This is a genomic window from Pseudomonas simiae (assembly GCF_900111895.1).
Lineage (GTDB): Bacteria > Pseudomonadota > Gammaproteobacteria > Pseudomonadales > Pseudomonadaceae > Aquipseudomonas > Aquipseudomonas simiae.
This window is the reverse complement of record NZ_FOKB01000004.1, coordinates 486,834-511,581: the sequence shown is the minus strand read 5'-3', so window position 1 is coordinate 511,581 and position 24,748 is coordinate 486,834. Positions and strand designations below refer to the sequence as shown.

Sequence of the window (24,748 nt, the reverse complement as noted above, 5' to 3'; positions counted from 1 at the left end):
GGAGTACAACTGATGACCTCTTCCCTGTGGGCACCCTTTACCGCGATGCGCCCCTTCAACCGCCAACCGATGCTGTTCGACCGCGCCGCCGGCATGCACTACACCACCACCGAAGGGCGCGATGTGCTCGATGCGATGGCCGGGTTGTGGTGCGTCAATGCCGGGCATGGCCAGCCCCGTATCGTCGAGGCCATTCGCGAAGCGGCAGGGCGCCTGGACTTTGTGTCCTCGTTCAAAATGAGCCACCCGGCGGCGCTGACCCTGGCGGATCAGTTGGTTGCCAAAGCGCCGGCCAACCTGGACAAGGTGTTCTTTACCAACTCCGGTTCCGAGGCCGTGGACACCGCTTTGAAGATCGCGCGCGCCTATCATCAGGCCCGAGGCGATAGCCGGCGCACCAAGCTGATCGGCCGCGCCAAGGGTTACCACGGCATGGGGTTTGGCGGTCTGTCGGTGTCGGGCATCGGCCGGCAGAAGCGTGACTTCGGGCCGTTGCTCGGCGACGTGGCGCACTTGCCGCTGCCCTATGACGCTGGCTCGCGTTTCAGCCTCGGCCAGCCGGAGCAGGGCGCGCATTACGCGGATGCGTTGCTGCACTTACTGGAAGTACACGACCCGGCTACGGTGGCGGCAGTGATTGTCGAACCGGTCACCGGCTCGGGTGGGGTCTACGCGCCGCCCCTGGGCTACCTGCAAAAGCTGCGCGAGATCTGTGATCGGCACGGCCTGCTGTTGATCTTCGATGAAGTCATCACTGGCTTCGGCCGCGTGGGCCATGGGTTCGCCGCCGAGGCCTTTGGCGTCACCCCGGACTTGATGACCTTGGCCAAGGGCCTCACCAACGGCGCGGTGCCCATGGGCGGCGTGCTGGTCAGCGGCGCGGTGTACGAGGCGTTCATGCAAGGCCCGGAACAGGCCATCGAGCTGATGCACGGTTACACCTATTCGGCCCATCCACTGGCCTGCGCCGCCGGTTTGGCGACCCTGGAGGTGCACGAAGAGCTGGGCCTCAATGCGCATGTGCGGCAGATTGCGCCGTTGTGGCAGAACACCGCGCTGGCCTTGCGTGAGCAGGCGCTGGTGCTGGATGTGCGTGCCATCGGCCTGCTTTGCGCGGTCGAGCTCAAGCCCCGCGAGGGCGCCCCCGGAGCGCGGGCGGCAGAGGTGGCCCAGCGGTGTTTCGAGGCGGGCGTACTGGTGCGCGCCTCCGGCGAAAACATCGTGCTGTCGCCGCCACTCATCATCAACCAGGAACAGGTCGCGCAGGTGTTCAGCGCCTTGGGCAAGGCACTTGAGGCGACGCGATGAATCACCTGGATTTTTACATCGACGGGCAGTGGGTCAAGCCTCTCGGCGGCGACACCTTGCCGGTGGTCGACCCGACGACGGAGCGAACCGTCGCCACCATCAGCCTCGGCACCCTGGCCGACCTCGACCGCGCCGTCACCGCGGCCAGGCGGGCCTTCGACAGCTATGGGCAATGGACGCGCGAGCAACGCCTGGAAGTGCTGGCGGCGATCATCGATGGCTATCGCCAGCACAGCGAAGCCCTGGCGCAATGCGTGCACCAGGAAATGGGCGCGCCGCTCTCGCTGGCGCGCAGTGCCCATGTGCCCGCGGGGTTGGGCCACTTGCAGCGTGCGTATGACGTGCTCAAGACGTATGCCTTCGAATATGCCCACGACAGCACCCTGATCAGCCGCGAACCGATAGGGGTGTGCGGCCTGATCACACCGTGGAACTGGCCACTCAACCAACTCACCTGCAAGCTCGCGCCGGCCCTGGCCGCGGGCTGCACGATGGTGCTCAAGCCCAGTGAAAAGGCGCCGCTGTCGGCGATGCTGCTGGCCGATATCCTGGACCATGCCGGGGTGCCCAAGGGCGTGTTCAACCTGGTCAATGGCGACGGTCCTACGATGGGCGACGGCATCGCCCGGCATGCCGGGATCGATATGGTCTCGTTTACCGGTTCCACCGGCGCGGGCATCGCTGTGGCCAAGGCGGCAGCGGACACGGTCAAGCGTGTCTCTCAGGAGCTGGGCGGCAAGTCGGCCAACCTGATTCTTGCCGATGCGGACCTGGACGCTGCCGTGCGACACGGTGTGAGCAGCTGTTTTCGCAACAGCGGCCAGTCCTGCAATGCGCCGACGCGCCTGCTGGTGCCCCGGGCCTTGCAAGCGCGGGCGGTGGCGATCGCCCAGGAGATTGCCGCGCAGGTCTGCTTTGACGATAGCAATCGAGCGACTGCCATGGGCCCCCTGGCCAACCAGGCGCAGTTCGAACGGGTGCAGGCGCTGTTGGCGGCCGTGGACATCCCACCGGTATGCGGTGGTGCAGGGCGGCCGCAAGGCATCAACCGCGGCTTCTACGTGAGGCCCACGGTCTTTGCCGATGTCCACCCCGACCTGCCGATTGCCCGCGAAGAGGTGTTCGGGCCGGTGTTGGTGATCATTCCCTACGACAGCGAAGAACAGGCGATTGCCATCGCCAATGACAGCCCCTATGGCCTGTCGGGTTACGTCACGGCCGGCACGCTGGAAGGCGCGCGCAGGGTCGCCCGCCGTCTGCGCACGGGGATGGTCCATCTCAATGGCAGCAAGGCGGATAACGGCGCGCCCTTTGGCGGGTACAAGCAGTCCGGTAATGGCCGTGAGTGGGGGGTATTTGGCCTGGAGGACTATCTGGAAGTGAAATCGCTGTTTGGCTATCAGCCTAACCTGGGATAAACAGCGCCTGCTGCATCACCTGCGGCGGCTGCCCAAACGCCCTTAAAAACGCCTGACGCATGCGCTCGCGATCCCCAAACCCGGTTTCGCGGGCCACCACCTCAACCGGGTGGCGACTGGTCTCCATCATCGCCCGTGCGGCTTCTACCCGAAGGGACTCGATGGCCTTGGCCGGCGTTTGCCCGGTTTCTTCACGGAACACTCGGCTGAACTGGCGCGGACTCAGGCGGGCGACATCGGCCAGGGCTTCCACGGACAGATCGTGGGTCAGGTTCTCGCGGGCGTAGGCCAGGGCCAGTTGTACGCGGTCCGATTTCGGGTCCAGTTCCAATAGCGCCGACAACTGCGATTGCTCACTGCCGCGCCGCTGGGCGATCACCAGCTTGCGCGCGATGCGGCGTGCCAGGTCGCTGCCCAAGTCGTTCTCCACCATGGCCAAGGCCAGGTCGACGCCGGCACTCATGCCGGCGCCGGTCCACACGTGGCCGTCGACGATAAACAGCTTGTCTTCTTCCAGGCGAATGTCCGGGTAGCGCTTGCGAAAGGCCGGGGCGTGAATCCAGTGGGTGGTGGTGCGCTTGCCTTCCAGCAGGCCGGCTTCGGCCAGCACGAAAATGCCCATGCACAATGAGGCGACGCGCCGCGACTGGGCCGAGGCGGCCTTGACCAGTTCCAGCAGGTTGGCTTCCGGCAGGCGGAATTCCAGGTAGCCGCTGACGATCAGGGTGTCGTAACCCTCCGGCCGGATCGGCGTGGTGTTCACCGAGAACCCTTGGGACGTCATCACCGCGCCGCCGCTCTCCGAGACCAGATGAAATTCATAGGCCGGCTCGCCGCGCAGCAGGTTCGCGCACTCGAACACCGAACCCAGGCTGAGGCTCAGGGATTGGAAGTTCGGGTAAACCATCAGCGCAACGCTGTGCATCGTCATTCTCCAAAGGGCGCGGGAAGGGGGATTGTCGGCGCGTGCCGGGTAAACGGCAACTGCCTTCGCGTCATGTCCGGAATCCTTGCGGATCTGACATTGTGCGGGTCTGGACAGCCTCCTAAGATTCCCTCAACGAACTAGACGACTGGTCTAATCGGACGGGATGAAGCATGAACAGCGAAACCAAAAGTGCAAAACAGACCATTCTGGATACCGCGCAACGTCTTGTCGGTCGCAAAGGATTTTCTGCGGTAGGCCTGAACGAAATATTGCAAGCCGCCCAAGTACCCAAAGGTTCGTTTTATCACTACTTCACCTCCAAAGATGCGTTCGGCGTCGTATTGCTCGACCACTACTTCGACCACTACGTGCACGGCATGCAGCAATTGTTCGACCAGCCGGGTTTAACCCTTCACGCCAAGTTGATGCGTTATTGGCAGTCTTGGATCAACAACCAGACCGGCTGTACCGATGCAGGCAAATGCCTTGCCGTCAAACTCGGTGCCGAGGTGTCAGACCTTTCAGAGCCGATGCGCCTGGCCCTGCAGCGCGGCACCGCACGCACCATCGGCTTGCTCGCCGAGGCCTTGCAGCAGGGCGTCGACGACGGTTCGGTCATCATTACGCAACACCCCGAAAGCCTGGCCCAGCGCCTGTATGCGTTGTGGCTGGGGACCAGCGTCATGAGCAAGATCACCCGCACAGCGGCGCCTTTCGACGAGGCACTGGGGTTGACCCGGCAGTTGTTGGGGCAGCCTGAACAGACTGACAACCACACTTATCGAGGCACTGGAAAATGAAAGTATTAATGGTACTGACCTCTCACGACCAGCTCGGCGATACCGGGCGCAAGACCGGCTTCTGGCTCGAAGAGTTTGCCGCCCCCTATTACGCGTTCAAGGACGCCGGTGCCGAGATTGTGCTGGCTTCACCGGCCGGCGGCCAGCCGCCTCTGGATCCGGTAAGCGACCAGCCGGACTTCCAGACCGAACAGACCCACCGCTTCGCCGCCGATACGGCTGCGCAACAGGCCCTGGCGACCACGCTGAAGCTGGATTCGGTCAACGCCGATGACTTCGACACCGTGTTCTACCCAGGCGGCCACGGCCCGCTGTGGGACCTGGCGGAGTCGCCGGTGTCGATCGCCCTGATCGAGTCCTTCGAGCGCGCTGGCAAGCCGATCGGCTTTGTCTGCCATGCACCGGGCGCCTTGCGTCACGTCAAGGCGGTCAATGGTCAACCGTTGGTCAAGGGGCGTCGCGTTACCGGGTTCTCCAACTCGGAAGAGGCAGCGGTGGAACTGACCGATGTAGTGCCGTTCCTGGTTGAAGATGAATTCAAGCGGTTGGGCGGCCTTTATGAGAAAGGTGCTGACTGGCAATCCTTTGTCATTACCGATGGTTTATTGGTAACCGGGCAAAACCCTGGTAGTTCCAGTGACGTCGCCAAAGCCCTGCTGACACTCACCGCTTAACTTAACTAACCGCTTACTGCATTGGCGACTTTTATAAGTCGCCAATGCTTTAGCACGTCCAGAATTTGGAAATTATTGAATGACTGACAATGTGCTTAATACCCCAGTAAAGCTGGGTCACCATACGCTGAACAACCGTATTGTGTTGCCGCCGTTGACACGCCAGCGCAGTGCCCAGCCGGGTGATATCGCCACCGACTTGATGGCTGACTATTACCGCCAGCGTGCCAGTGCCGGTTTCATGGTCAGCGAAGGCACACAGATTGAACCGCGTGGCCAGGGTTATGCCTGGACGCCAGGCATCTACACCCCGGCGCAGATTGACGGCTGGCGCAAGGTCACCGACGCGGTGCACGCCGAAGGCGGGGTGATCTTCGCCCAGCTGTGGCACGTTGGCCGGGTGTCCCATAACGCCTTGCAGCCAGACGGCGCGGCACCTGTCGCACCGTCGGCAATCCAGGCGCTGCAGGCCAAGGCCTTCATCGAAACGGCACCGGGCGAGGGTGAGTTGAAGCAACCGCCTGTGCCGCGTGCCTTGACCACCCTGGAGATCGAGGAACTGGTCGGGCACTACGCCCAGGCGGCGCGCAATGCGCTGGATGCCGGGTTCGATGGGGTAGAGATCCATTCGGCGAATGGATACCTGGTCAACCAGTTCATCTCGGCCCACGCCAATCAGCGTGACGATGAATACGGTGGCTCGCTGCACAACCGCCTGCGCTTTCTGCGCGAGATCGTCGAAGCCGTCAGCGCAGTGGTCGGGCCAGAGCGCCTGGGGGTGCGTTTCTCACCGCTGTTCAGCGGCACTGATCAGGACCGGGTGTATATCGGCCTGGTGGAAGACGACCCGCACCACACCTACCTCGAAGCGATCAAGGTGCTGGAGGCGTCGGGCATCGCCTATGTGTCCATTGCCGAAGCCGACTGGGATAACGCCCCGGTATTGCCCGAATCGTTCCGCCGCGCAGTGCGCGAAACCTTCAGTGGGCGCATCATCTACGCCGGCCGCTACACCGCTGAACGCGGCGCTGATTTGGTCGAAGCCGGGCTGGCGGACTTGATCGCGTTCGGGCGGCCGTTCATTGCCAACCCAGACCTGCCGCAGCGGATTTTCAACGGATGGCCGTTGAATCCGCTGAAGGCCGAGGGTTTATATGGCGGGACGGCAGCGGGGTACATCGATTACCCGGTATACGCCGAGTAGTCCCGCAAAGCTGACCCATGTGGGAGCTGGCTTGCCTGCTCCCACACTGGATCTTCACAAGGCCACGATCAGCGTTACTCCACCCGCAACACAATCTTCCCAATATGATCCCCACCCTCCATCCGTGCATGGGCCTGGGCGGCGTCGGTGTAGGCGTACACCTTGTCGATAATCGGCAAGCAACGCCCGGCGGCCAGCACCGGCCAGATGTATTCGCGCAGTTGCTCGGCGATGGCGGCTTTTTCGTCTTTGCTGCGTGCCCGCAGGAGTGAGCCGGTAATCACCGCACGTTTGGCGAGGATGCTCAGCAGGTCGACATCATTGGCCTTGCCGCCTCCCAGGAACCCCAGCATCACCAGGTGACCGTCCATGGCCAGGGCCTTGAGGTTGTTGTTGAAGTACGAGGCGCCCATGATGTCGAGGATCACATCGACGCCCTGATTGTCGGTCTGCTGCGCAATGACGTCGGCAAAATCCTGCTCGCGATAATTGATGGGCTCGGCGCCCAGCTTGGCAATCGCTGCACACTTATCGGCGCTGCCAGCGGTGGCGAAGGCCTGGATGCCGAACTCGCGGCACAGCATCAGTGCGGTGGTGCCGATACCGCTGGTGCCGCCATGGATCAGCACGCGCTGGCCGGTGTGCGCATCGCCGAGGCCGAACAGGTTGGCCCATACGGTGAAGAACGTTTCCGGTACCGCAGCAGCTTGAATCCAATCCATGCCTTCAGGAATGGGCAGGGCCTGACTGGCCGGCACGCTGCAAAACTGCGCGTAGCCACCGCCGTTGGTCAGAGCACAGACTTTGTCGCCCAACTGGTATTCGCTCACGCCTTCGCCCAGCACCACGACTTCACCGGCTACTTCCAACCCTGGAATCGGACTGAAGCCCGGTTTCATCGGGTACTTGCCGGCGCGTTGCAGGGCGTCAGGCCGGTTGACCCCGGCGGCATGCACGCGGATCAGGATCTCGCCGGGGCCTGCGACAGGCACCTCGGCGTGGCGTGGTTGCAGCACCTCAGGCCCGCCGGGGGTGGTGATTTCGATCAGGGTCATTTCTTGAGGAAGCGTCATTTCAGATTACCTGCAGCGATGAGCGTATGGGTTGGGACCGTGTCGAGCGGCCGACGGTTCAGCACAATCATGCCGAGTTCCAGTGCCAATGCGACCACAATGGCCCCGGCAGCGATCATGAACAACAGCGCATGCTGGCCGCCGCTGCTGTTGAACAGCGCCGAGTAGGCAAACCCGGACAGCGCCTGGAACGTCGCGAAGGACACCGTGGCGCGGCTCCACGCCACGTGTTGCTGATGATGGTTGGGCAGCAGTTCATGCACCCGCGCCAGTGCCAGCGGCACGATACCTGGCGGGAAGGAACCGAGGACCACCGCGAGCACCGCCAGGGCGGTAAAGGAGCCGGTAAACGGCAACAGGCCGACCGCAATCGCCTGCACCACCAGCACCACGCGGATACTCAAGCGGGCACCGAGTTTGTCGGCGAGGAACCCGTAGGTCACCGGCCCTACAATCGCGCCCAGGCCGTACATTACCCAGATCATCGCGCCGATATGCGCACCGTCACCCAGGCCTCGGGCCACGTAGTCGACCAGGAACACCATCGCCGGCACCAGGCCCGCCGCCATGAAGGCGTACTGGGCAAACAGCAGGTACACGCCGGAGGGTGTCTGCGCTGAAGTGCCCGTGGGGGCCGCTGCTTCATGCAGTGTGCCGGTGGGCCAGGCGAACCAGCTGGCGCCCGTCAACACCAGCGCCAATAGGCCCAGGCCAAACCAGGTCTGTTGCAAACCCAGGTTCAACAAGGGCGGTACGAGGGTGCCGGAGCCAGCAATGCCCAGGCCGATACCGAGGAAGATCGCGCCGCTGGCCAAGCCACGGCGTGCCGCCGGTACGTGGGGCAACACGGTCGCCGCCACCAACACCATGATCGCGCCACCGGCAATCCCCGACAGCAACCGCCAGGCGAAGAACCACACCACCGACAACGGGAAGCCACAGGCGAAGAACGCCAGGGTCACCGCCACCATCATCATGCGCAGCGCGGTCTTGTTCGAGGTGCGCTGGGCGATGGGGCGGCCGATCAGCGCGCCGATCAGGTAACCCACCAGGTTGGCGGCGCCGAGGTAGACCACATCATTGGCGGAAAACCACTGCGCCTGGATCAAGGTCGGGATCAACGGCGTATAGGCGAACCGCGCCAGGCCGATACTGACCAGGCTGGCGCAGAGGCCGGCGAAGATGGGCAGCCAGACTGAGCTGCGGGGTGGGGCGTGTGTGTCGAGCATGATGGCGGTCCCGGGTATTTTTCTCTGGCGCCCAGCATATCCGGGTTTTCTGATGCAATAATGCTGCGATTAAACGGCGCACCGATGCATATATGCATCACGAGGAGCAAGCATGAATTGGGATGATGCACGGGTCTTTCTGGCGGTCTGCCGCGAATCCACACTGCGCGGCGCCGCACGGGTGTTGGGCGTGGATCAGGCCACGGTGGGTCGGCGGGTCAACGCGCTGGAAAAGTCCTTGAGCGCCACCTTGTTTCTGCGCACGTCCGAAGGTTACGCACTCACGGCAGTAGGCGAAGCCGCGTTGCTCTCGGCGGAGAAAATGGAACGCTCAGCCCTCGACCTGGAGCGCCAGATCCAGGGCCTGGATGACCGCCTGACCGGCACCGTGCGGGTCAGCACCACCGACTCCCTGGCCATCGACTTCCTGATTCCGTCGATTGCACGCCTGCACGACAAACACCCCGACGTGCGCGTGCAACTGGATGCCTCCACCCAGATCCTCAGCCTGGCCAAGCGCGAAGCCGATATCGCCGTGCGCAACACCCGCCCGGACAACCCCGACCTGATCGCCCGGCGCATTGCACGCTGGCCGGTAGGGCTGTTTGCCTCTCAGGACTACATCGACCGCCACGGCGTGCCGGAGCAGGGAAGCCTGTTCGAAGGCCATGACCTGGTCGTCTACCAACCCTACCTGCAAAGCCAGAAGGACATGACCCTGGTCGCTGAGCCCCCGGGGCGCGGACGCATTGTCGCGGCCTTGAGTTCCAGCCTGCTGGTGCGCCGCTCCATTGCGGCCGGCATCGGCGTCGGCGAGATCCCGGTGTACACCGGCGAACGTGATGGGCTGGTGCGTCTGTGGCCCGAGCGCACGCGGCCCTTGCCGTATGACGTGTGGCTGGTGACCCACGCCGACCTGCGCCATACCGCACGGGTGCGGGTGGTGATCGATGAAATTGTCGCGGCATTTGCGGGCACGGGGGAGTAGTCAGCACAGGCTTGCAATTTCCTGTGGTGTGGCGGGCCCACAATCGCCTCCGATATCACCGTCGCGCAGGTGCCGGCGGTGTTCACCCAGGCAGGTCGCTTATGAACGAATCAAAAACTCAGGATATTGGGCTGTTGTTTCTGCGGGGCAGCGGGGCGCTGTTCCTGCTTTGGGTACACGGTTTGCCCAAGGTGTTGAACTACAGCGAACAGCTGAAGGTGATCGAAGACCCGTTTCACTTGGGGGCGCACGTCACGCTGTTGCTGGCGATTTTCGCCGAAGTGCTGTGCCCTTTGTTGATCGTTGCGGGGGTGTTGGTGCGCCTGGCGTGCCTGCCGATCCTGGCGGTGCTGTTGATCGCCATGCTGGTGGTGCACCCGGAGTGGACGTTGTTTGAGGGGCAATTCGGCTGGCTGTTGTTGATCATCTTCACCAGTGTACTGATTGCCGGGCCGGGGCGGCTGGTATTGAACCAACGTTTCTCTTGAGCAAAAAAAGGCCGGGCAAGCCCGGCCGAAATAAGGAGAGGGTGGTACAGGTATTTCAGCGGTTCAGGAACGCCAGCAGGTCTTCATTCAAGGCCTGGGCATGGGTCACGGCGAATCCGTGTGGCGCCTCTTTGTAGACTTTCAGTTCGGCGCCTTTGATCGAGGCCGCGGCGACTTTGCCGGTGGTCTCGAACGGTACGATCTGGTCGCCGTCCCCGTGGATGACCAGGGTCGGTACGTCGATCTTGGCCATGTCCGGGCGGAAGTCGGTCTCGGAGAAGGCGGTGACGCAATCCACGGTCGATTTGAGGGACGCCAGCATCGCGATTTGCAGCGTTTGGGTCAGTACGCCTTCAGAGACCGTCTGGCCCTTGTTGATGCCGAAGAACGGTGTGTTGAAATCGCTGATAAATTGCGCGCGGTCCTTCAGCAGGCCGGCCTTGATGCCGTCGAACACGTCTTTGGGCACGCCTTGCGGGTAGTCTGGTTTCTGGCCGAAGATCGGCGTGACCGCACCCAGCAGCACCAGGCCGGCAACGCGAGCACTGCCGTGGCGCGCGATATAACGCGCCACGTCGCCGCCGCCCATGGAGAAGCCCACCAGGGTCACGTCCTTGAGGTCCAGGTGTTCGATCAACTGCGCGATATCGTCGGCGAAAGTGTTGTAGTCGTTACCGGTCCACGGCTGGTCAGAGCGGCCGAAGCCACGGCGGTCGAACGCGATGGTGCGAAAGCCACGGCTGCTGAGGTATTCCATCTGGTATTCCCACATGTCGGCGTCCAGTGGCCAGCCGTGGCTGAACAGCACGGGCTTACCGCTGCCCCAGTCCTTGAAGTAGATCTGGGTACCGTCTTTGGCAACAAAAGTGCTCATGGAAAACTCCTTGGGTAGCGAAAAAAGCTCAGCGTCACTATTGGTGTAAACCGTACGCGGGGCTTGTACGGGTGTGCTTGGTTGGGCCTACCAGCTGAATTTCAGCTCGACCCCCAGGTAATTGCTGTCATCACCACCGGCATCACGCAGGGTCTGGCCGACGTCGTAGTGCACGGCCTCGACGGCGCCGGTGAGGTTGGGGCTGAACACATAGTCGGTGCGCAATTGCGCGTAGGCACCGGTCCAGCGATCACCCTGGCCTGCGGTGCCGGCCACCGGCAAGTTGGGCTGGGTGTACACCGCATCGCTGGTGGTTTGGCGCCAGAGCAGGCCGATGGCGGTTTGCACGCTGAGCTTGTCGATCGGCTTGACGGTGATCGACGGCTTGACGTGAATCAGGTTGCTGTAGCCCGTGTAGCCCGCCAGGGAAAAGTAGTAACCGTTGGGGAACAGCGGGTTGAACGTACCGACAGTGCCATCCCCAGTCTTACGGTCGCCCGAGGCGATGTCCAGTTGCAGGCCCAGGCGCGGTTTCCAGGCCAGGCTGTCGAAGGTATAGCCGGTGCGACTGCCACCGGCCCAGGCGCGGATATCCTTGTTGCCCACCGAACCACTTTGCAGCATCGCTTCGACGTCCCAGTCAAAGCCCATGGCCGCGCCACCCAGGCGTGCGTCGAACAGGTGGCGGGTTTCGTCGCCGTCTGCGTCCAGGTAATGCGCCGCGCTGCGTTCATACACGCCGTAGTAGGCCGACAACTCGTTCTTGCCGCCCACCAGGCGCTCGACCCGCACCATGTGGAAGCGCGCGTCGCTGTTGGACTTGTCGTCGAAATGCCGCCCGTCCTGATACTGCACCGGCTGGCTGGCAATCCCGATAAAGCGCCAGTTGGATGTCTCCCAGTCGGCCCACAGCGCGTCGAAGGATTGCCGCACATTCGGGCCGTCCCGTGATGAGATGAAGCGCTGCAGGTCGAAGGCGAAATCCTGACGCCCGACACGTGCCTTCAGCGTGCCGCTGCTGAAGGCATTGACGTACTCGGCAAAGGCCAGGCGCAGGTCGACGCGATTCTGGTCGGCGCCGCCGATCGTCGTCTTGTCATACGCACGCACATCTTCGAGCTGGGTGAACACTCGCCAGTTTTCGTTCAGATGCAGGTCGGCATGCACCTGGAAGCGTTGGATCAGGTAGCGATCACGCTTCACATCGCGCACGCCGAAACCACTGGCATCGTTCATCTCGAAGCGCTCGCGCAGGGTCGCGCCCAGAGACAGGTAGGTAAACGGGTTGGCACCTGACAACGGGATGTACTTCAAGCTGTCCAGCGGTTGCGTGCGCAGCGCCGGGTTTTGCAGTACCGACCAGTCTTCCTGCCAGCGATTGGCCTTGATGGCCGGGCGTGTCGCTTGCTCATCGGCGTGGACGCTGCCGGCGAGCAGCGGCCACAGCACGGCCAGGCCCCAGCCTGTGCGACGGGTCATTTTGCCGCGTTGAGTTGATGGATCTCGGCGACGTAACCGCCCGGGAACTCGACCAACGCACTGCGACGGTCTTTACTGTCGAAGGCGGGCACCACCACTTTGGCGCCGGAGCCGGTGGCCTTGCCCAAGGTGGCCGTCAGGTCAGCCACTTGATAGCCGGTGGTTTCATGGCCGAACGGATAGGGCAGTTGCCCGTTGGTGACCAGCACTGCCATGCGCCCGAACGGCGACTCGATGTCGACACGACGATAGCTGCCGCTGGCTTGACCGATATCCACGCCACGCGCGTGTTTGTCATCGGCCAGGACTTTGCCGTGGGAGAAGCCCAGGAACGACTTGATAAAGCTGTCGGCACGGTCGGGGCTGAGGTACACGCGGTTTTCCGGCACGGTCTGGAACGCGGCGTAATCCGGGGTCTTGGTGTGCCAGTAGAGCTGCATGTTCACGCCGCCTGGCCACTGCACCACCGCGTCACGCCCGATCGGATCCGGGAAGTCGCTGACGATCACCGCCGCACCGTTTTCCCGGGCCGCCTTGAGTGCCAGGTCCATGTCCTTGACCAGGTAACCGTTGCGCTCCTGGCCGAACGGGTGCGGGATCGGCGTAGTGAAACCAAACAACGACACCGTGCCCGCCGGGGTTTGCAGCAATTGCGAGGTGGTGCTGCTCGGCACCGGCAGTACATTTACTACCACCTGGGGGGTGCTTTTGCCGCCGAAGGTGGCCAGGAAACTCTGGGCAAAACGGTCGACATCGGCCGGTGCTACGTAAACATGGCTGGTGTCGTATTGCGGTGCCACGGCCACTGCGGGCGTTGCCGCGAACGCACTGCCCATCATTTGGCCGGCCAGCAGCGTCAGTGCCAGGGAAACCTTCATCACTCGTTTACACATGCCCACTCTCCAGCACTGTCTATCGGATCGAAGCCATGAGCTTAGGGACGAGGCGGCGGTGCGAATTGTACAGGCGTGCTTGATTGAACGATTCAGCGTCTATGCTAGTCATCTGACTTCAAGCATCCGATTACACAGGTGAACGTAATGGCCAAGACTTACAGCTACGCCGCCCAGAATGCCAAGGATTCCCTCAAGCCCTTTACCTTCGAGCGCCGTGCGCCGGGGGCGGATGACGTACAAATCGATATTCTCTATTGCGGCGTGTGCCACTCCGATCTGCACACCGCCCGCAACGAATGGAACAACACCCTGTACCCCTCTGTGCCCGGCCATGAAATCGTCGGCCGTGTCACGGCGGTGGGCACCAATGTCAGCACGTTCAAAGTCGGTGATTTGGCCGGTGTCGGCTGCATGGTCGACAGCTGCCAGCACTGCGCGTCCTGCGCCGAGGGCGAGGAGCAATACTGCGAGAACGGCTTTACCGGCACCTACAACGGCCCGGTGTTCGGCGGTGAAAATACCTTTGGCGGCTATTCGGACAGCATCGTGGTCAAGGAGAAGTTCGTGCTGCGCATCTCCCACGATGATTCCAACCTGGCCGCCGTGGCGCCGTTGCTGTGCGCGGGTATCACCACCTATTCGCCGTTGCATCACTGGAAGGTCGGCCCCGGCAAAAAGGTCGGGGTGGTAGGCCTTGGTGGGCTTGGGCATATGGCCGTGAAGATCGCCCATGCGATGGGCGCGCACGTCACGCTGTTCACCACGTCGCCGAACAAACGTGAAGACGGCCTGCGCCTGGGCGCCGATCAAGTGGTGGTGTCAAAGAACCCGGACGAAATGGCCAAGGTCGCCAACAGCCTGGATTTCATCCTCAACACTGTCGCCGCTCCGCACAACCTCGATGCCTTCCTCAACCTGCTCAAGCGTGACGGCACCATGACCCTGGTCGGCGCCCCCGACAGCCCGCACCCGTCGCCGACGGTGTTCAACCTGATCTTCAAGCGCCGCGGCCTGGCCGGGTCGCTGATTGGCGGCATCCAGGAAACCCAGGACATGCTGGACTTTTGCGCCAGGCACGGGATTGTCTCGGACATCGAAATGATCGACATCCAGGGCATCAACGAGGCGTATGAGCGGATGCTCAAGGGCGATGTGAAGTATCGGTTTGTGATTGATATGGACAGCTTGAAGAAGGAAAGCCACGCGGCCTGATACACACTGCGTGTCCAAAGGTGGGAGCGGGCTTGCTCGCGAAGGGTGGGTGTCAGTTAACGTATGTGTAACTGACCCACCGCATTCGCGAGCAAGCTCCCTCCCATATTTTTTATATGTCTACTCACGGCTCAAGGCCGCTGCGGCTTCACCGACGTACTGAACGTGTTGCCCATACGCACGCTGGTCGCCGCCGGGGTGGCTAAACCGACCTTATTGGGCGGGCGCTTCTCGATGGAAATATTCTGCGCCTCGCGGTTTTTCTGCGTCGCCTTTGTGGCATTCGTGTCATTACCCATCTGTTGGCTAAGGCAGCCATAGTCGGGCGCCTTATAGCCATCCACCGTGACCTCTGCGCAATTGTCGGCATGGGCGAGTAAGGGCAGAGCGGCGCACAGCAACAGGCTGACAAGGGACGGTAACGCTTTCATCAGGGCCTCCTGGCGGGCCCGAAGGAGTGGGCCGATAAGGCTGCAAAGTGTAGTGCAGCAGGCTTCTCATCACCGTGATGTTTTTTTTGCTATCACCGTAACATCAGATTCATAAACTGGCCTCAGGATGACGGTTTTCTAGGGCGCGTCGGCCGTGCAGCGATGCAAAGCAGGGGGTGAACAGGGGGCCTGGAGGCGCGTCGCGTGCGCCCTGGTCTTGCTGTTGCTGCTGGCCGGCGGTCGTCCGGCGCAGGCAGAGTCACCGCTGCTGTCGTTGAATCTGCCGGCGCAAGACCTGGAACACGCACTGCAAGCCTACAGCCGCGCCACCGGGATGGCAGTGCTGGTGGACCGTGAGTTGACGCGGGGCCGGCGTTCCATCGGGGTGCGCGGGCGCTTTACCGCGCAAGAGGCATTGGCGATGTTGCTGACAGGGAGTGGCCTGATGGCACGTTATGCACGCAGCGATGCGTTTACCTTGCAGGCACCGCAAGTCAGCCCGCCGACCACTTCACGTGGTGCGGCGGCACGCAGCGCCGCGCGGATCAACAACAGCTACGCGTCGGCGTTACAGCAAGCCATTGAGACCAGCTTGTGCCGTTCGCCGCTGACCCGGCCCGGCAGTTTTCGTGCGCTGGTGCAGGTCTGGGTCAACCCGGACGGAGTGATCGAACACAGTCGGCTGGTCAGTTCCTCCGGCGATGAACAACGCGATGAAGCACTGGTGCGCAGCCTGAGTGCGGCCCGGGTCGAACGCCCGGCACCCAGCTCGCTGCGCCAACCGGTGACTTTACTTTTGATGCCTGACACAACAGGAACGCGCATGGAATGCACAGCAGCAAAAGGAGCCTGGGGCGGATGAAAGACACCGGGCACAGTACGATGGTCAGCTTGTTCCTGGCGTCCTACGAAGACTTCAAGGTGCGTTTGCGCAAGCGCCTGGGCTCGGAGGACCTGGCCAATGACGTATTGCACGAGACCTACCTGCGGGTCGATCGTATGGAAGTGCCGCCAAACCTGGCGCAACCCAACGCGTACCTGTACCGCATGGCCTTGAACATCGCCGCCGACCGCCGCCAGGCCGACGCGCGTTTGCTCACTGGCAGCGAGGTCGAAGAACTGCTGCAAAGCGCCGACGAAGCCCAGGACCCGTCACGCGTGGTGGGCGGCCAGAAAGAAATCCAATCCCTGGTCAAGGCGCTGTATGAACTGCCGGCACGCCGCCGCAAAATCCTCATCGCCGCCCGCCTGGAAGAGGCGCCGCACCTGGAAATCTCCCAGCGTTTTGGCATTTCCACGCGTATGGTCGAGAAGGAAATCAAGGCCGCCCTGGGCCACTGTGCCAAGCGCCTGGAAAGAAAAGTGATTCAGCGGTTCGGTCCCGGTGCCGGAAAACCGTCTTAGTGTCGAGTCCCTGATAAATCCGTGAGTACGTGCGCGCTTGAATATTTTTAACCTCTCCACCGCCCGGCCATCCGCCGCCAGCCCCCTGCACGATGAAGCCCGCGAGTGGCTGGTCCTGTTGACCTCGGGGCGTGCCACCGTGGCTGATGCCAAGGCGCTCAAAGCCTGGTGCGCGCAGAGCCCGGAACATGCCCAGGCATTCGAGCAGGCCAAGGCGCTGTGGCAGCAATTGGCCCCGGCTCTGGAGCACGTCTCGCCACCGCGCAGCTTTGGTCGTCGCGCCTTCCTGGGCGGTGCGATCGCCGCATCGGCGGCCGTGGTGATGGTGCGCGTCGGCGTACCCGGTGGCTTTGCCGGGCTTACGGCGGACTACCGCACCGAAGTCGGCGAGCAACGCCAAGTGGTGTTGAGCGAAGGGATCAGCCTGGAACTCAATACCCAGACCCGCATCAGTCGGGTGGGGCAGGGCATTGAATTGCTCGAAGGTGAAGTCGAGGTGGTTACCCACGTTGCACAACCGCTCAAGGTCCAGGCCGGCGAAGGCTGGGTGAGTGCGGCGCAGGCGCGGTTCAATGTGCGTCATACCGATCACACGGTCTGTGTCACCTGTATCGAGGGTTCGCTGTCGGTGGACGTTGCCGGCAACAGTGTGAGCCTGGGCAGTGGTCGACAACTGACCTATGGCAGCGCCGGGGTCAGTGAAGTGATCACGGTGGATACCCAGGCAGTGGTGGCCTGGCGTGAGCAGGTGCTGGTGTTCAACAACGCCACGCTGGCGACGGTGGTGGATGAGATCAATCGCTACCGGCCGGGGATGCTCGTGTTGCTGAACAACGAGCTGGGCCAGCGCCGCGTGCAGGCGCGGTTCAGCCTGCAACAGCTGGCCGGGGTAGCGTTGTTGATTCGCGATGCGTATGGCGCCAAGTGTACGGAATTGCCGGGTGGGGTGGTGTTGTTGAGTTAGTTCAACGGCCCCACCACCTGTCGATACCGTTCCACCCCCTGCGGCGTCTGTCGCACCAGGCTGATCTCCAATCCCAGTGGATCCTCGCGACGGTTACCGCTCAACTGTCGCCACCCCTTATCGGCTTCCCAAACCCGCACCTGCAAATCACTGACGCCGGTTAACACCACCACCCCATCCTTTGCCGCCGGCAGAGGAAAGCGGTCCCGCGCTGGGGCCGCTGCCCGATACAGCGAATCGCCCTTGAGCCACCACCGCACCCGTTGCAGCCCATCGCCTGCGACCGGGGCGCTGCGGATCACGTCCAGTCGAAAACCCTTACTGTCGGAACTGCGCACCGTGACTGCCGCCAGCCCCTCGGTTTTAGCCTCCCCGTCTTCCGGCGCGCTGGGGAGGGTGAGTTCGACACTGGCCCGTAAACTGATGTCCCGCTGCATCTGGTTCAATGCCCTCAGCAGCACCTCGGTCTGTTCCGTACTGGCCTGCAAGTGCTGATCGGCGCGGGTAACGCTGTCCAGGCCGCGCCAGGCGATCAAGCTGACCAATGCCATGAGCATGATCGCCACCATCACTTCTATCAGCGTGAAGCCTTGCTGGGACTGATTCATGGCAGGCGCTCCACGCGCATCAAACCGGCGGCGTCGCGGTGCAGGCTGAGACTGTGTTGCCCATCGGAGAGCACTACCCGCAGCGGCGGGCTGATCCATTCGGCATTCAGTACCAGGGTCTGGCGCGGTTCGATGTTGATCTGCATCGGTGTGCTTTCCCAGAGGCGCGGGCGCAGTTGACTGTCGCCCTGGAAGGATTCCACATGCACCCCATCATCACTGCGACGGTTGAAGCGAAAGCCCTTGGCGTCGGCGCGCCAGGTGATGGGGCGACCATCGGCGTGGGCTTCGGCCTGGGCCACTTGCAGCAGTTGGCTCAGGCGCTCGGCGTCCTTGCGCAGCAGGTGCAGTGGGTCAGGTTTGATCGTGAGGCTGATGGCGGCGCTGGCGATGCCGATAATCACCAGCACCACCATCAGCTCGATCAGGGTAAAACCTTGCTGTTTCATCACGGGCTTCCTGGAGAACTGGCGAGTCTGTGAAATAAAAGCGTGCGAATTGACCTGTAGGCTGGTGCCACGGACAAACAGGAGGTCCCTCCGATGACATTCGCCCATCGTTTCACCCTGGCCCATGGCGTGCAGGCGCTGGGTGTGTTGGCCGCCTTGGCGGGTGTGGCGGTCTGGACGCCGCTGCTCCTCACCAGCGCCGAATCCCACACGCCCCAAGCGACCCCCCAGGCATTGGCGGCACGCAGCGATAACCCGGCGTTGCAATGGTTTTCCAATACGCCGACGGCGCTGCAGGTCAAAGTCACTGGCGTGCTGGCTGGTGCCCGGGGTGCGGTGGCGATCCTCAGCCTGAATGACGGCCCGCCGCGCAGCTTTCTGCTGGGTGAACGCCTCAGCCCAGGCGTACGGCTGACGGCCATCAGAGGCGACGGTGTGGAGATCGAGCGCGGTGGCGAGAAGCTGCACGTCAACCTCGACACGTTGCCGGAGGGGCCCGCGTTGCCGCGCCTCACTCGGCCATGACCTGGGTGTCCAGGCGGGCCAGGGGCGGCGCTTCGCGGCGGGCGTCGAGCACCTGCAGGTTGACTTGAAACAGGCGGCCATCGGCGTTGATGCTCTGCTCACAACGCAGTTTCAAGCGGCCCTGGTCGCACTCGAAGGTCCGCTTGCCGCTGCGCAGGTGCCCCTCCAGGCGCAGTTCCGCCAGGCGACTCTGCGCCGCCAGCAACGCGATGGATTTGTCGCGCAACAAGCCGTTGCTCTGGGTCATCAGCCCCGCCACGCGCACGGCGGCGGCCATGGCCACGGCGATGATCGCCAGCGCCACCAGCACTTCAATCAGGGTAAAACCTTGCTCCTTGCGACGGCCGTACATGGCGCTCTCAAAGCCGGGAAACAGGCCCGCAGACTAGCGCCGGCAGTTGACCGATTGGCGACCGAAACTCCCGAGGATTTTCAATACGACTGACATGTGTTCTTGCAACACTGCGCCACGAATTGCACTCAAGCCAAGGAATGTCGAGATGGATATCGCGCGCCTAACGTCCCCATTGCCAGGCCCTCGCGGGCAGCGTGGCTTTACCTTGATCGAGATCATGGTGGTGGTGGTCATCCTCGGAATCCTCGCGGCAATGGTGGTGCCCAAGGTGCTTGATCGGCCGGACCAGGCACGGGCCACCGCAGCGAAACAGGATATCGGCGGGTTGATGCAGGCGTTGAAGCTCTATCGCCTGGACCACGGCACTTATCCGAGCATGAACCAGGGGTTGAAAGTCTTGGTGGAGCGCCCGGCGGATGCGAAGAACAGCAACTGGCGCGCTTACTTGGAGCGCTTGCCCAACGACCCTTGGGGCAAGCCCTATCATTACCTCAACCCAGGCGCCAACGGCGAAGTGGATGTGTTCTCGCTGGGCGCCGACGGCCAGCCGGATGGCGATGGCGTAAATGCCGATATCGGCTCCTGGCAGTTGTAAGGCCGGCCATGAAACGGTATTCGCCCCCAGCGGCGAAGCAGCGCGGCATGGCGATAATCAGCGCCTTGCTGATCGCCGCGGTGGTGGCGGTGCTGGCCGGTGCCATGCTCACGCGCCAGACCGTGTTCACCCGCAGCCTGGAAGCCGAGCAGTTGCGTATCCAGGGCCAGTGGCTGTTGCAGGGTGGCCTTGAACGCAGCCGCCAGATGCTCTGGGACGCGCGCCAGAAGGACGTGCTGACCCGCCTCGATCAACCCTGGGCGCGTGCCCAGGGTGGCGCATTTGAGGGGCGGATTGTGGACGAGCAGGGCAAGTTCAACCTGCGCAATCTGGTCAATCGCCAGCAGGTGGACAGCGAGCAATTGCAGAGTTTTGAGCGACTGTGCCGACTGATAGGTGTCGATCCGGCGGTGAGCCGGCGTATCAGCCAGCGGGTGATCGCCTCCTATGAACCGCCCGCCAAATACCCGATGCTGCGCAGCCTGGATGACTTGAGCGGGATCGAAGGCCTCGACCCCAACGTGTTGCAGCGCATGCAGGCCTATATCAGCGTGTTGCCCGGTCCTACCTGGGTCAACGGCAACACCGCCAGCGCCGAAGTACTCAGTGCGGTGGTGCCGCAGCTCAGCCTGTCCCAGGCCCATGGGCTGGTGGCCGAGCGTGACAGCGGGCATTGGTTTATCAACCGGGGGGATTTCGTCAATCGCCTGCGCTTGCCGCAGGTGGCGGTGGACGCGGTGCAGGTGGGCATTACCAGTGAGTGGTTTCGCCTGCAGGGCCAGGCTCGCCGTGAGCAGCGGCGGGTGACGGTTGATGCGTTGTTGCATCGCCCCGAAGACCGCGAGCCTCGGGTGATCTGGTCGCGGGTGGGCGTATGAAACGCTTGCGCATAGGCTTGCCGCCGCTTGATCAATTGACCGCTGAGAGCCAGGTCAAATTTGCCTGGCTGGACCGTGGTGTGGTGATTGAAGAGGGTTATGAAAGCTTGGCGCAGGTGGGTAGGAACCGTCAGGCAGTAGAGTGTTTTCTACACCCTCGCGACAGCCTGCTCACCAGCCTGGAGTTGCCGCCGCTGCCCGCCGCGAAAACCGCAGCCGCCGTGGCCTGCGCTGCGCAGGCGTTGATCTTGGGACCAGTGGAACAGATGCAGGTGGCTCACGGCCCGCGCGAAAGCGATGGGCGTGTGCAGGTCGCCTGGGTGCCCAAGGTCGGGTTGGAGCGGCTCGCGCAGCTGCCACTCAAGCTGCGCGGTCTGTACCCGGCACCCTTCGCCTTGCCGGTGGGCGCCGCGGCGCTGGATGACGGCTATCTGTTGACGCGCGACAGCCTGCAACAAGGCGCGGTGCATCCGCTCGGCTTGCAGGCGCTGGATGTGCAACTGGTAGACGCGGCGCAGCGTTGGAGTGGGGGTGTTCCCCATTGGGGTTTGCACGGGCGTCTGCGGCGACCCTCGACCGTTGGATGGGGCAGGGCGCTCGCCTGTGTTGCGTTCGCCACCGCCCTTTGGACCCTCGGCCTCAACCTGTACGCCGCACGTCAGGTGGAGGAAGGCCAGCGACTCAAGGCCTTGATGAGCCAGCAGGTGCGTCAGGCATTTCCACAATTGCCGGTGGTGCTCAACCCTTTGCAACAAGCCCGACAACAGGTGGCCGCCCGCCAGACCGGCGCTGCCGCCGATCCAGGCCAACGCTTCACCAGCCTGTTGCAACTGGCTGGCAGCAACCTGCCGTTCATGGTGGGCAGTGTCGACAACCTGAGCTTTGAACAGGGCCGTTTGCACGTGGAATTGCTCGCCGACAGTCGTAACCCGACGGCCGAGGGTGAATGGCAGGCCGCACTGGCCCAGGCCGGCTTCACTGCCAGCCGCGATGGCCATGCCTGGACCCTTGGCCCGGCGCAGGCTGCGGAGCAACCCGTAGGTGCCGGCGATGAGTAACGTGAAGCGACTGCGCGGCCAGGCCCAAGTGTTCTGGAGCGGCCTGGCCCTGCGCGAGAAACGCCTGCTCGGCGGCGCCGGCCTGGTCCTGGCGAGCCTGCTGACCTGGCTGGTGCTGGTGCAGCCGGCGTTGAAGAAGATCGATTACTGGCAGGCCGAAATCCCCAAGCTACGTGCTCAGGCCGAAGCCTTGCAGGTGTTGTTGCAGGACGTCGCCGCGCCGAGGCAGGGCGACGAAACCGCGCTGCGTCAAGCCCTGGACAACGCCGGCTTGCACGGCCATTACCAGTTGCAGGCGCTGGAACCCGGCGGTTGGCGCCTGACCTTCGACAACGCCCCGGCCGAGGCGGTGCTGGGTTGGCTGCTGGGCAATGCCCGTTCGTTTTCCCTGGAGGTGTCCGAGGCGCGTTTGCAGCGTGCCGTCGATACCGTCGATAACTCGGCCGGCACTGTGTCCGGGACCGTTCGCATGGATCAGGCGCTTGGCGCTAAGGAAGCTTCATGAAGTGGTCAGTCCCGCCTTTTCGTATGGTTGCACCCCTGCTGGTACTGGCGTTGAGTGCGTGCAGCAATCCGTCAACTGCACCCTTGCTGGTGGACAGTGAACTCGGCCAACCCCTGGCCGACACGCGTCGTAGTGGCGAGACCGTGCTGGATCGCCAGAGTGAACCTGCACCTAAACCTCCCGTACAACACCGAGTCACCAACAGCGCACGTGGCCACGCCCCAGCGGTGGTCAAGGCACGCAACCCGCTGGGTGACCAGCCCGTACAGCTCAACTTTGTCGACGCGGATATCCAGGCGGTGGTGCGCGCACTGTCCCGTGCCACCGGCCAGCAATTTTTGGTGGACCCTCGCGTGAAGGGTAATCTCACCCTGGTCAGCGAAGGCCAGGTACCGGCGCATCAGGCCTATGACATGCTGCTGGCGGCGCTGCGCATGCAGGGCTTCAGCGTGGTCGATGTGGGGGGCGTCGCCCAGGTGGTGCCTGAGGCCGATGCCAAGCTGCTCGGCGGGCCGATCTACACGGCCGGCAGCAGCGGCATGCAGACGCGTACCTTCCGCCTGCAATATGAAAACGCAGTCAACCTGATCCCGGTGCTGCGCCCCATCGTGTCGCCGAACAACCCGATCAATGCCTACCCCGGCAATAACAGTATTGTCATCACCGATTACGCGGAAAACCTCGCACGTGTCGCGCAGATCATCAACGGCATCGACACCCCCAGCGCCATCGACACCGATGTGGTGAGGGTGCAGAACGGCATCGCCGTGGACATCGCCGCCATGGTCTCCGAGCTGTTGGAGACCCAGGGCGCCGACCAGACCCAGAAGATCAACGTGATCGGCGACCCACGTTCCAATTCGATCATCATCCGCTCCGGCAGCCCGGAGCGCACCGAGCTCGCGCGCAACCTGATCTACAAACTCGACAACGCCCAGAGCAATCCGAGCAACATGCACGTGGTGTACCTGCGCAACGCCCAGGCGGGCAAGTTGGCCCAGTCGCTGCGTGGGTTGCTGACCGGTGAAAGCGATTCCGGCGTCAGCGACGATGCCCGTGGCAAGCTCAGTGCCATGGGCGGCAATGGCAAAAACACCGAAGGTACGAGCAATGCGCAAAACAGCAGCGGCACGCCCACCGGCAGCGGCGCGCAGTCAGGTTATGGCCCGTCCACCGGTTCGACGACGGGCACCAGTGGTACCTCCCAGGATCAGGACACTTCGTTCAGTGCCGGTGGCGTGACAATCCAGGCCGACGCCACCACCAACACCCTGCTGATCTCCGCGCCGGACCCGTTGTACCGCAAGCTGCGCGAAGTGATCGACATGCTCGATCAGCGCCGCGCCCAGGTGGTGATCGAAAGCTTGATCGTGGAAGTCGGCGAAGACGATGCCACCGAGTTCGGCGTGCAATGGCAGGCCGGCAACCTCGGTGGCAAGGGAGGGTTTGGCGGCGTCAACCTGGGGGGCAGCGGTGTGAACAGCACACCTACCAGCAAGACCAGCATCGACGTACTGCCCAAGGGCCTGAACGTGGGCCTGGTCGATGGCACCGTGGATATTCCCGGCATCGGCAAGGTGCTCGACCTCAAGGTGTTGGCCCGCGCGTTGAAGAGCAAGGGCGGTACCAACGTGCTGTCCACGCCCAACCTGCTGACCCTGGATAACGAGGCCGCAAGCATTTTTGTAGGGCAGACGATTCCGTTCGTCACCGGCAGTTATGTGACCGGCGGCGGGGGCACGAGCAACAACCCGTTCCAGACCGTGCAACGTGAAGAGGTGGGGCTCAAGTTGAATGTGCGGCCGCAGATTTCCGAGGGCGGTACGGTGAAGCTGGATATTTACCAGGAGGTCAGCACCGTGGATGAGCGGGCTTCGGTAACGGCGGGGACGGTGACCAATAAGCGCGCTATCGATACCAGTATTTTGTTGGATGACGGGCAGATCATGGTGCTTGGCGGGTTGCTGCAGGATGGGTATAGCCAGAGTAATGACGCGGTGCCGTGGTTATCGGATATTCCGGGGTTGGGGGCGTTGTTTCGTAATGAGAAGCGCAGTGTGAGCAAGACCAACCTGATGGTGTTTTTGCGGCCTTACATTATTCGGGACAGTGGGGCGGGGCGCAGTATTACGTTGAACCGGTATGAGTTTATGCGCCGGGCGCAGGGTGGGTTGCAGCCGGAGCACAGTTGGGCGATGCCGGATGTGCAGGCGCCGCAGTTGCCTTCGGTGGAGAAGGCGATTCCTGGGCAGCAGGGGCCTCGGGCGGTGATAAGGGCGGTGCCGCAGTGAGCGCCGGGTACATATCCGTTGCTGCGAGGTGGGAGCTGGCTTGCCTGCGATGGCATCAACGCGGTGTCTCTGATGGACCGAGGTGCCTGCATCGCCGGCAAGCCAGCTCCCACA

The 24,748-nt window shown here is 63.0% G+C and carries 27 protein-coding genes; 17 read left to right on the top strand and 10 right to left on the bottom strand.

Annotated features, from left to right (window positions below; genetic code table 11):
- Positions 1 to 12 precede the first annotated feature (12 nt).
- Positions 13 to 1,308, top strand: coding sequence for an omega-aminotransferase AptA (gene aptA / locus BMZ57_RS15750; RefSeq protein ID WP_069672687.1), 1,296 nt, complete (start codon positions 13 to 15; stop codon positions 1,306 to 1,308).
- Positions 1,305 to 2,726: an aldehyde dehydrogenase family protein gene (locus tag BMZ57_RS15745; protein ID WP_069672686.1), complete on the top strand. Its 1,422-nt coding sequence runs from the start codon at positions 1,305 to 1,307 to the stop codon at positions 2,724 to 2,726. Before aptA ends, BMZ57_RS15745 begins: the two co-directional genes overlap by 4 nt.
- Here BMZ57_RS15745 and BMZ57_RS15740 read toward each other — a convergent pair.
- On the bottom strand, positions 2,713 to 3,651 hold the full coding sequence (locus BMZ57_RS15740; protein ID WP_010211178.1) for a GlxA family transcriptional regulator: 939 nt from the start codon (positions 3,649 to 3,651) through the stop codon (positions 2,713 to 2,715). The two genes, BMZ57_RS15745 and BMZ57_RS15740, sit on opposite strands and share 14 nt — an antisense overlap.
- Before the next feature lie 173 nt (positions 3,652 to 3,824).
- On the opposite strand from BMZ57_RS15740, the gene BMZ57_RS15735 reads away from it, so the two are divergent.
- The 3 genes from BMZ57_RS15735 to BMZ57_RS15725 all read left to right on the top strand — a co-directional run bounded on the left by BMZ57_RS15735 (position 3,825) and on the right by BMZ57_RS15725 (position 6,332).
- Complete coding sequence (locus BMZ57_RS15735; protein WP_010211176.1) at positions 3,825 to 4,454, top strand: TetR/AcrR family transcriptional regulator; 630 nt, start codon at positions 3,825 to 3,827, stop codon at positions 4,452 to 4,454.
- The gene (locus tag BMZ57_RS15730) at positions 4,451 to 5,128 is read left to right on the top strand and encodes a type 1 glutamine amidotransferase domain-containing protein (RefSeq protein ID WP_010211175.1); all 678 of its coding nucleotides are present in this window, start codon (positions 4,451 to 4,453) and stop codon (positions 5,126 to 5,128) included. The genes BMZ57_RS15735 and BMZ57_RS15730 overlap by 4 nt, the downstream gene beginning before the upstream one ends.
- Positions 5,129 to 5,207: 79 nt before the next feature.
- Positions 5,208 to 6,332 (top strand): alkene reductase, encoded by a 1,125-nt coding sequence (locus BMZ57_RS15725; protein ID WP_010211174.1) that lies wholly within the window; start codon positions 5,208 to 5,210, stop codon positions 6,330 to 6,332.
- Positions 6,333 to 6,406: 74 nt separating this feature from the next.
- Here the strand turns inward: BMZ57_RS15725 and BMZ57_RS15720 are convergent, their stop codons facing one another.
- Together BMZ57_RS15720 and BMZ57_RS15715 are read right to left on the bottom strand one after the other, a co-directional pair.
- Positions 6,407 to 7,405 (bottom strand): NAD(P)H-quinone oxidoreductase, encoded by a 999-nt coding sequence (locus BMZ57_RS15720; RefSeq protein WP_069672685.1) that lies wholly within the window; start codon positions 7,403 to 7,405, stop codon positions 6,407 to 6,409.
- On the bottom strand, positions 7,402 to 8,634 hold the full coding sequence (locus tag BMZ57_RS15715; RefSeq protein ID WP_044286991.1) for a YbfB/YjiJ family MFS transporter: 1,233 nt from the start codon (positions 8,632 to 8,634) through the stop codon (positions 7,402 to 7,404). Before BMZ57_RS15715 ends, BMZ57_RS15720 begins: the two co-directional genes overlap by 4 nt.
- Positions 8,635 to 8,746: 112 nt before the next feature.
- Here BMZ57_RS15715 and BMZ57_RS15710 point away from each other — a divergent pair, with 112 nt between their 5' ends.
- Positions 8,747 to 9,622, top strand: a complete 876-nt coding sequence (locus BMZ57_RS15710) for a LysR family transcriptional regulator (protein WP_069672684.1) — start codon at positions 8,747 to 8,749, stop codon at positions 9,620 to 9,622.
- Between the two features lie 101 nt (positions 9,623 to 9,723).
- The gene (locus BMZ57_RS15705; protein ID WP_010211169.1) at positions 9,724 to 10,110 is read left to right on the top strand and encodes a DoxX family protein; all 387 of its coding nucleotides are present in this window, start codon (positions 9,724 to 9,726) and stop codon (positions 10,108 to 10,110) included.
- 55 nt (positions 10,111 to 10,165) lie between these two features.
- Here BMZ57_RS15705 and BMZ57_RS15700 read toward each other — a convergent pair whose 3' ends face one another.
- The 3 genes from BMZ57_RS15700 to BMZ57_RS15690 form a co-directional block, all read right to left on the bottom strand.
- Positions 10,166 to 10,984, bottom strand: a complete 819-nt coding sequence (locus tag BMZ57_RS15700) for an alpha/beta fold hydrolase (protein WP_010211168.1) — start codon at positions 10,982 to 10,984, stop codon at positions 10,166 to 10,168.
- Positions 10,985 to 11,071: 87 nt separating this feature from the next.
- Positions 11,072 to 12,463, bottom strand: coding sequence for an alginate export family protein (locus BMZ57_RS15695; RefSeq protein ID WP_010211167.1), 1,392 nt, complete (start codon positions 12,461 to 12,463; stop codon positions 11,072 to 11,074).
- Complete coding sequence (locus BMZ57_RS15690) at positions 12,460 to 13,356, bottom strand: VOC family protein (RefSeq protein ID WP_029529174.1); 897 nt, start codon at positions 13,354 to 13,356, stop codon at positions 12,460 to 12,462. Before BMZ57_RS15690 ends, BMZ57_RS15695 begins: the two co-directional genes overlap by 4 nt.
- 147 nt (positions 13,357 to 13,503) lie before the next feature.
- On the opposite strand from BMZ57_RS15690, the gene BMZ57_RS15685 reads away from it, so the two are divergent.
- On the top strand, positions 13,504 to 14,571 hold the full coding sequence (locus BMZ57_RS15685; protein WP_010211165.1) for an NAD(P)-dependent alcohol dehydrogenase: 1,068 nt from the start codon (positions 13,504 to 13,506) through the stop codon (positions 14,569 to 14,571).
- Positions 14,572 to 14,702: 131 nt separating this feature from the next.
- On the opposite strand, the gene BMZ57_RS15680 is transcribed toward BMZ57_RS15685, so the two are convergent.
- Positions 14,703 to 15,002 carry a hypothetical protein gene (locus BMZ57_RS15680; RefSeq protein WP_010211164.1) on the bottom strand — a complete coding sequence of 100 codons (300 nt, stop codon included), beginning with the start codon at positions 15,000 to 15,002 and terminating at the stop codon, positions 14,703 to 14,705.
- A 217-nt stretch (positions 15,003 to 15,219) separates the two neighbouring features.
- Between BMZ57_RS15680 and BMZ57_RS15675 the strand changes: the two genes are divergently transcribed.
- From BMZ57_RS15675 to BMZ57_RS15665, 3 genes are read left to right on the top strand one after another with little or no spacing between them, the layout of a single operon-like run.
- Positions 15,220 to 15,864 (top strand): TonB family protein, encoded by a 645-nt coding sequence (locus BMZ57_RS15675; protein WP_010211162.1) that lies wholly within the window; start codon positions 15,220 to 15,222, stop codon positions 15,862 to 15,864.
- Positions 15,861 to 16,406, top strand: a complete 546-nt coding sequence (locus BMZ57_RS15670) for an RNA polymerase sigma factor (protein ID WP_010211161.1) — start codon at positions 15,861 to 15,863, stop codon at positions 16,404 to 16,406. Before BMZ57_RS15675 ends, BMZ57_RS15670 begins: the two co-directional genes overlap by 4 nt.
- Positions 16,407 to 16,443: 37 nt before the next feature.
- Positions 16,444 to 17,370 (top strand): FecR family protein, encoded by a 927-nt coding sequence (locus BMZ57_RS15665; RefSeq protein WP_010211160.1) that lies wholly within the window; start codon positions 16,444 to 16,446, stop codon positions 17,368 to 17,370.
- On the opposite strand, the gene BMZ57_RS15660 is transcribed toward BMZ57_RS15665, so the two are convergent.
- Both BMZ57_RS15660 and gspH read right to left on the bottom strand, forming a co-directional pair.
- Positions 17,367 to 17,978, bottom strand: a complete 612-nt coding sequence (locus BMZ57_RS15660) for a type II secretion system protein GspJ (protein ID WP_047542691.1) — start codon at positions 17,976 to 17,978, stop codon at positions 17,367 to 17,369. The two genes, BMZ57_RS15665 and BMZ57_RS15660, sit on opposite strands and share 4 nt — an antisense overlap.
- The gene (gene gspH, locus BMZ57_RS15655) at positions 17,975 to 18,427 is read right to left on the bottom strand and encodes a type II secretion system minor pseudopilin GspH (protein WP_069672683.1); all 453 of its coding nucleotides are present in this window, start codon (positions 18,425 to 18,427) and stop codon (positions 17,975 to 17,977) included. Before gspH ends, BMZ57_RS15660 begins: the two co-directional genes overlap by 4 nt.
- Before the next feature lie 93 nt (positions 18,428 to 18,520).
- Between gspH and BMZ57_RS15650 the strand changes: the two genes are divergently transcribed.
- Positions 18,521 to 18,952, top strand: a complete 432-nt coding sequence (locus BMZ57_RS15650) for a type II secretion system protein N (protein WP_010211157.1) — start codon at positions 18,521 to 18,523, stop codon at positions 18,950 to 18,952.
- Here BMZ57_RS15650 and gspI read toward each other — a convergent pair.
- Positions 18,939 to 19,304: a type II secretion system minor pseudopilin GspI gene (gspI, locus tag BMZ57_RS15645; protein ID WP_069672682.1), complete on the bottom strand. Its 366-nt coding sequence runs from the start codon at positions 19,302 to 19,304 to the stop codon at positions 18,939 to 18,941. The two genes, BMZ57_RS15650 and gspI, sit on opposite strands and share 14 nt — an antisense overlap.
- A 148-nt stretch (positions 19,305 to 19,452) precedes the next feature.
- Here gspI and gspG point away from each other — a divergent pair, with 148 nt between their 5' ends.
- The 5 genes from gspG to gspD are packed head-to-tail and all read left to right on the top strand — an operon-like array spanning position 19,453 to position 24,634.
- Positions 19,453 to 19,902: a type II secretion system major pseudopilin GspG gene (gene gspG, locus BMZ57_RS15640; RefSeq protein ID WP_010211155.1), complete on the top strand. Its 450-nt coding sequence runs from the start codon at positions 19,453 to 19,455 to the stop codon at positions 19,900 to 19,902.
- 8 nt (positions 19,903 to 19,910) lie between these two features.
- Positions 19,911 to 20,780, top strand: a complete 870-nt coding sequence (gspK, locus tag BMZ57_RS15635; protein ID WP_021493315.1) for a type II secretion system minor pseudopilin GspK — start codon at positions 19,911 to 19,913, stop codon at positions 20,778 to 20,780.
- Positions 20,777 to 21,838 carry a type II secretion system protein GspL gene (gspL, locus tag BMZ57_RS15630; protein ID WP_042571537.1) on the top strand — a complete coding sequence of 354 codons (1,062 nt, stop codon included), beginning with the start codon at positions 20,777 to 20,779 and terminating at the stop codon, positions 21,836 to 21,838. Before gspK ends, gspL begins: the two co-directional genes overlap by 4 nt.
- Entirely contained in the window at positions 21,831 to 22,343 is a 513-nt protein-coding gene (locus BMZ57_RS15625) for a type II secretion system protein M (RefSeq protein WP_010211150.1), read from the top strand. Before gspL ends, BMZ57_RS15625 begins: the two co-directional genes overlap by 8 nt.
- Positions 22,340 to 24,634, top strand: a complete 2,295-nt coding sequence (gene gspD, locus BMZ57_RS15620) for a type II secretion system secretin GspD (protein ID WP_069672681.1) — start codon at positions 22,340 to 22,342, stop codon at positions 24,632 to 24,634. The genes BMZ57_RS15625 and gspD overlap by 4 nt, the downstream gene beginning before the upstream one ends.
- Positions 24,635 to 24,748 lie beyond the last annotated feature (114 nt).

Excerpts from the sequence above, each read along its gene's own strand:
- aptA (WP_069672687.1), top strand. The coding sequence starts at position 13 with ATGACCTCTTCCCTGTGGGCACCCTTTACCGCGATGCGCCCCTTCAAC.
- BMZ57_RS15745 (WP_069672686.1), top strand. The coding sequence starts at position 1,305 with ATGAATCACCTGGATTTTTACATCGACGGGCAGTGGGTCAAGCCTCTC.
- BMZ57_RS15740 (WP_010211178.1), bottom strand. The coding sequence starts at position 3,651 with ATGCACAGCGTTGCGCTGATGGTTTACCCGAACTTCCAATCCCTGAGC.
- BMZ57_RS15735 (WP_010211176.1), top strand. The coding sequence starts at position 3,825 with ATGAACAGCGAAACCAAAAGTGCAAAACAGACCATTCTGGATACCGCG.
- BMZ57_RS15730 (WP_010211175.1), top strand. The coding sequence starts at position 4,451 with ATGAAAGTATTAATGGTACTGACCTCTCACGACCAGCTCGGCGATACC.
- BMZ57_RS15725 (WP_010211174.1), top strand. The coding sequence starts at position 5,208 with ATGACTGACAATGTGCTTAATACCCCAGTAAAGCTGGGTCACCATACG.
- BMZ57_RS15720 (WP_069672685.1), bottom strand. The coding sequence starts at position 7,405 with ATGACGCTTCCTCAAGAAATGACCCTGATCGAAATCACCACCCCCGGC.
- BMZ57_RS15715 (WP_044286991.1), bottom strand. The coding sequence starts at position 8,634 with ATGCTCGACACACACGCCCCACCCCGCAGCTCAGTCTGGCTGCCCATC.
- BMZ57_RS15710 (WP_069672684.1), top strand. The coding sequence starts at position 8,747 with ATGAATTGGGATGATGCACGGGTCTTTCTGGCGGTCTGCCGCGAATCC.
- BMZ57_RS15705 (WP_010211169.1), top strand. The coding sequence starts at position 9,724 with ATGAACGAATCAAAAACTCAGGATATTGGGCTGTTGTTTCTGCGGGGC.
- BMZ57_RS15700 (WP_010211168.1), bottom strand. The coding sequence starts at position 10,984 with ATGAGCACTTTTGTTGCCAAAGACGGTACCCAGATCTACTTCAAGGAC.
- BMZ57_RS15695 (WP_010211167.1), bottom strand. The coding sequence starts at position 12,463 with ATGACCCGTCGCACAGGCTGGGGCCTGGCCGTGCTGTGGCCGCTGCTC.
- BMZ57_RS15690 (WP_029529174.1), bottom strand. The coding sequence starts at position 13,356 with ATGTGTAAACGAGTGATGAAGGTTTCCCTGGCACTGACGCTGCTGGCC.
- BMZ57_RS15685 (WP_010211165.1), top strand. The coding sequence starts at position 13,504 with ATGGCCAAGACTTACAGCTACGCCGCCCAGAATGCCAAGGATTCCCTC.
- BMZ57_RS15680 (WP_010211164.1), bottom strand. The coding sequence starts at position 15,002 with ATGAAAGCGTTACCGTCCCTTGTCAGCCTGTTGCTGTGCGCCGCTCTG.
- BMZ57_RS15670 (WP_010211161.1), top strand. The coding sequence starts at position 15,861 with ATGAAAGACACCGGGCACAGTACGATGGTCAGCTTGTTCCTGGCGTCC.
- BMZ57_RS15660 (WP_047542691.1), bottom strand. The coding sequence starts at position 17,978 with ATGAATCAGTCCCAGCAAGGCTTCACGCTGATAGAAGTGATGGTGGCG.
- gspH (WP_069672683.1), bottom strand. The coding sequence starts at position 18,427 with ATGAAACAGCAAGGTTTTACCCTGATCGAGCTGATGGTGGTGCTGGTG.
- BMZ57_RS15650 (WP_010211157.1), top strand. The coding sequence starts at position 18,521 with ATGACATTCGCCCATCGTTTCACCCTGGCCCATGGCGTGCAGGCGCTG.
- gspI (WP_069672682.1), bottom strand. The coding sequence starts at position 19,304 with ATGTACGGCCGTCGCAAGGAGCAAGGTTTTACCCTGATTGAAGTGCTG.
- gspG (WP_010211155.1), top strand. The coding sequence starts at position 19,453 with ATGGATATCGCGCGCCTAACGTCCCCATTGCCAGGCCCTCGCGGGCAG.
- gspK (WP_021493315.1), top strand. The coding sequence starts at position 19,911 with ATGAAACGGTATTCGCCCCCAGCGGCGAAGCAGCGCGGCATGGCGATA.
- gspL (WP_042571537.1), top strand. The coding sequence starts at position 20,777 with ATGAAACGCTTGCGCATAGGCTTGCCGCCGCTTGATCAATTGACCGCT.
- BMZ57_RS15625 (WP_010211150.1), top strand. The coding sequence starts at position 21,831 with ATGAGTAACGTGAAGCGACTGCGCGGCCAGGCCCAAGTGTTCTGGAGC.
- gspD (WP_069672681.1), top strand. The coding sequence starts at position 22,340 with ATGAAGTGGTCAGTCCCGCCTTTTCGTATGGTTGCACCCCTGCTGGTA.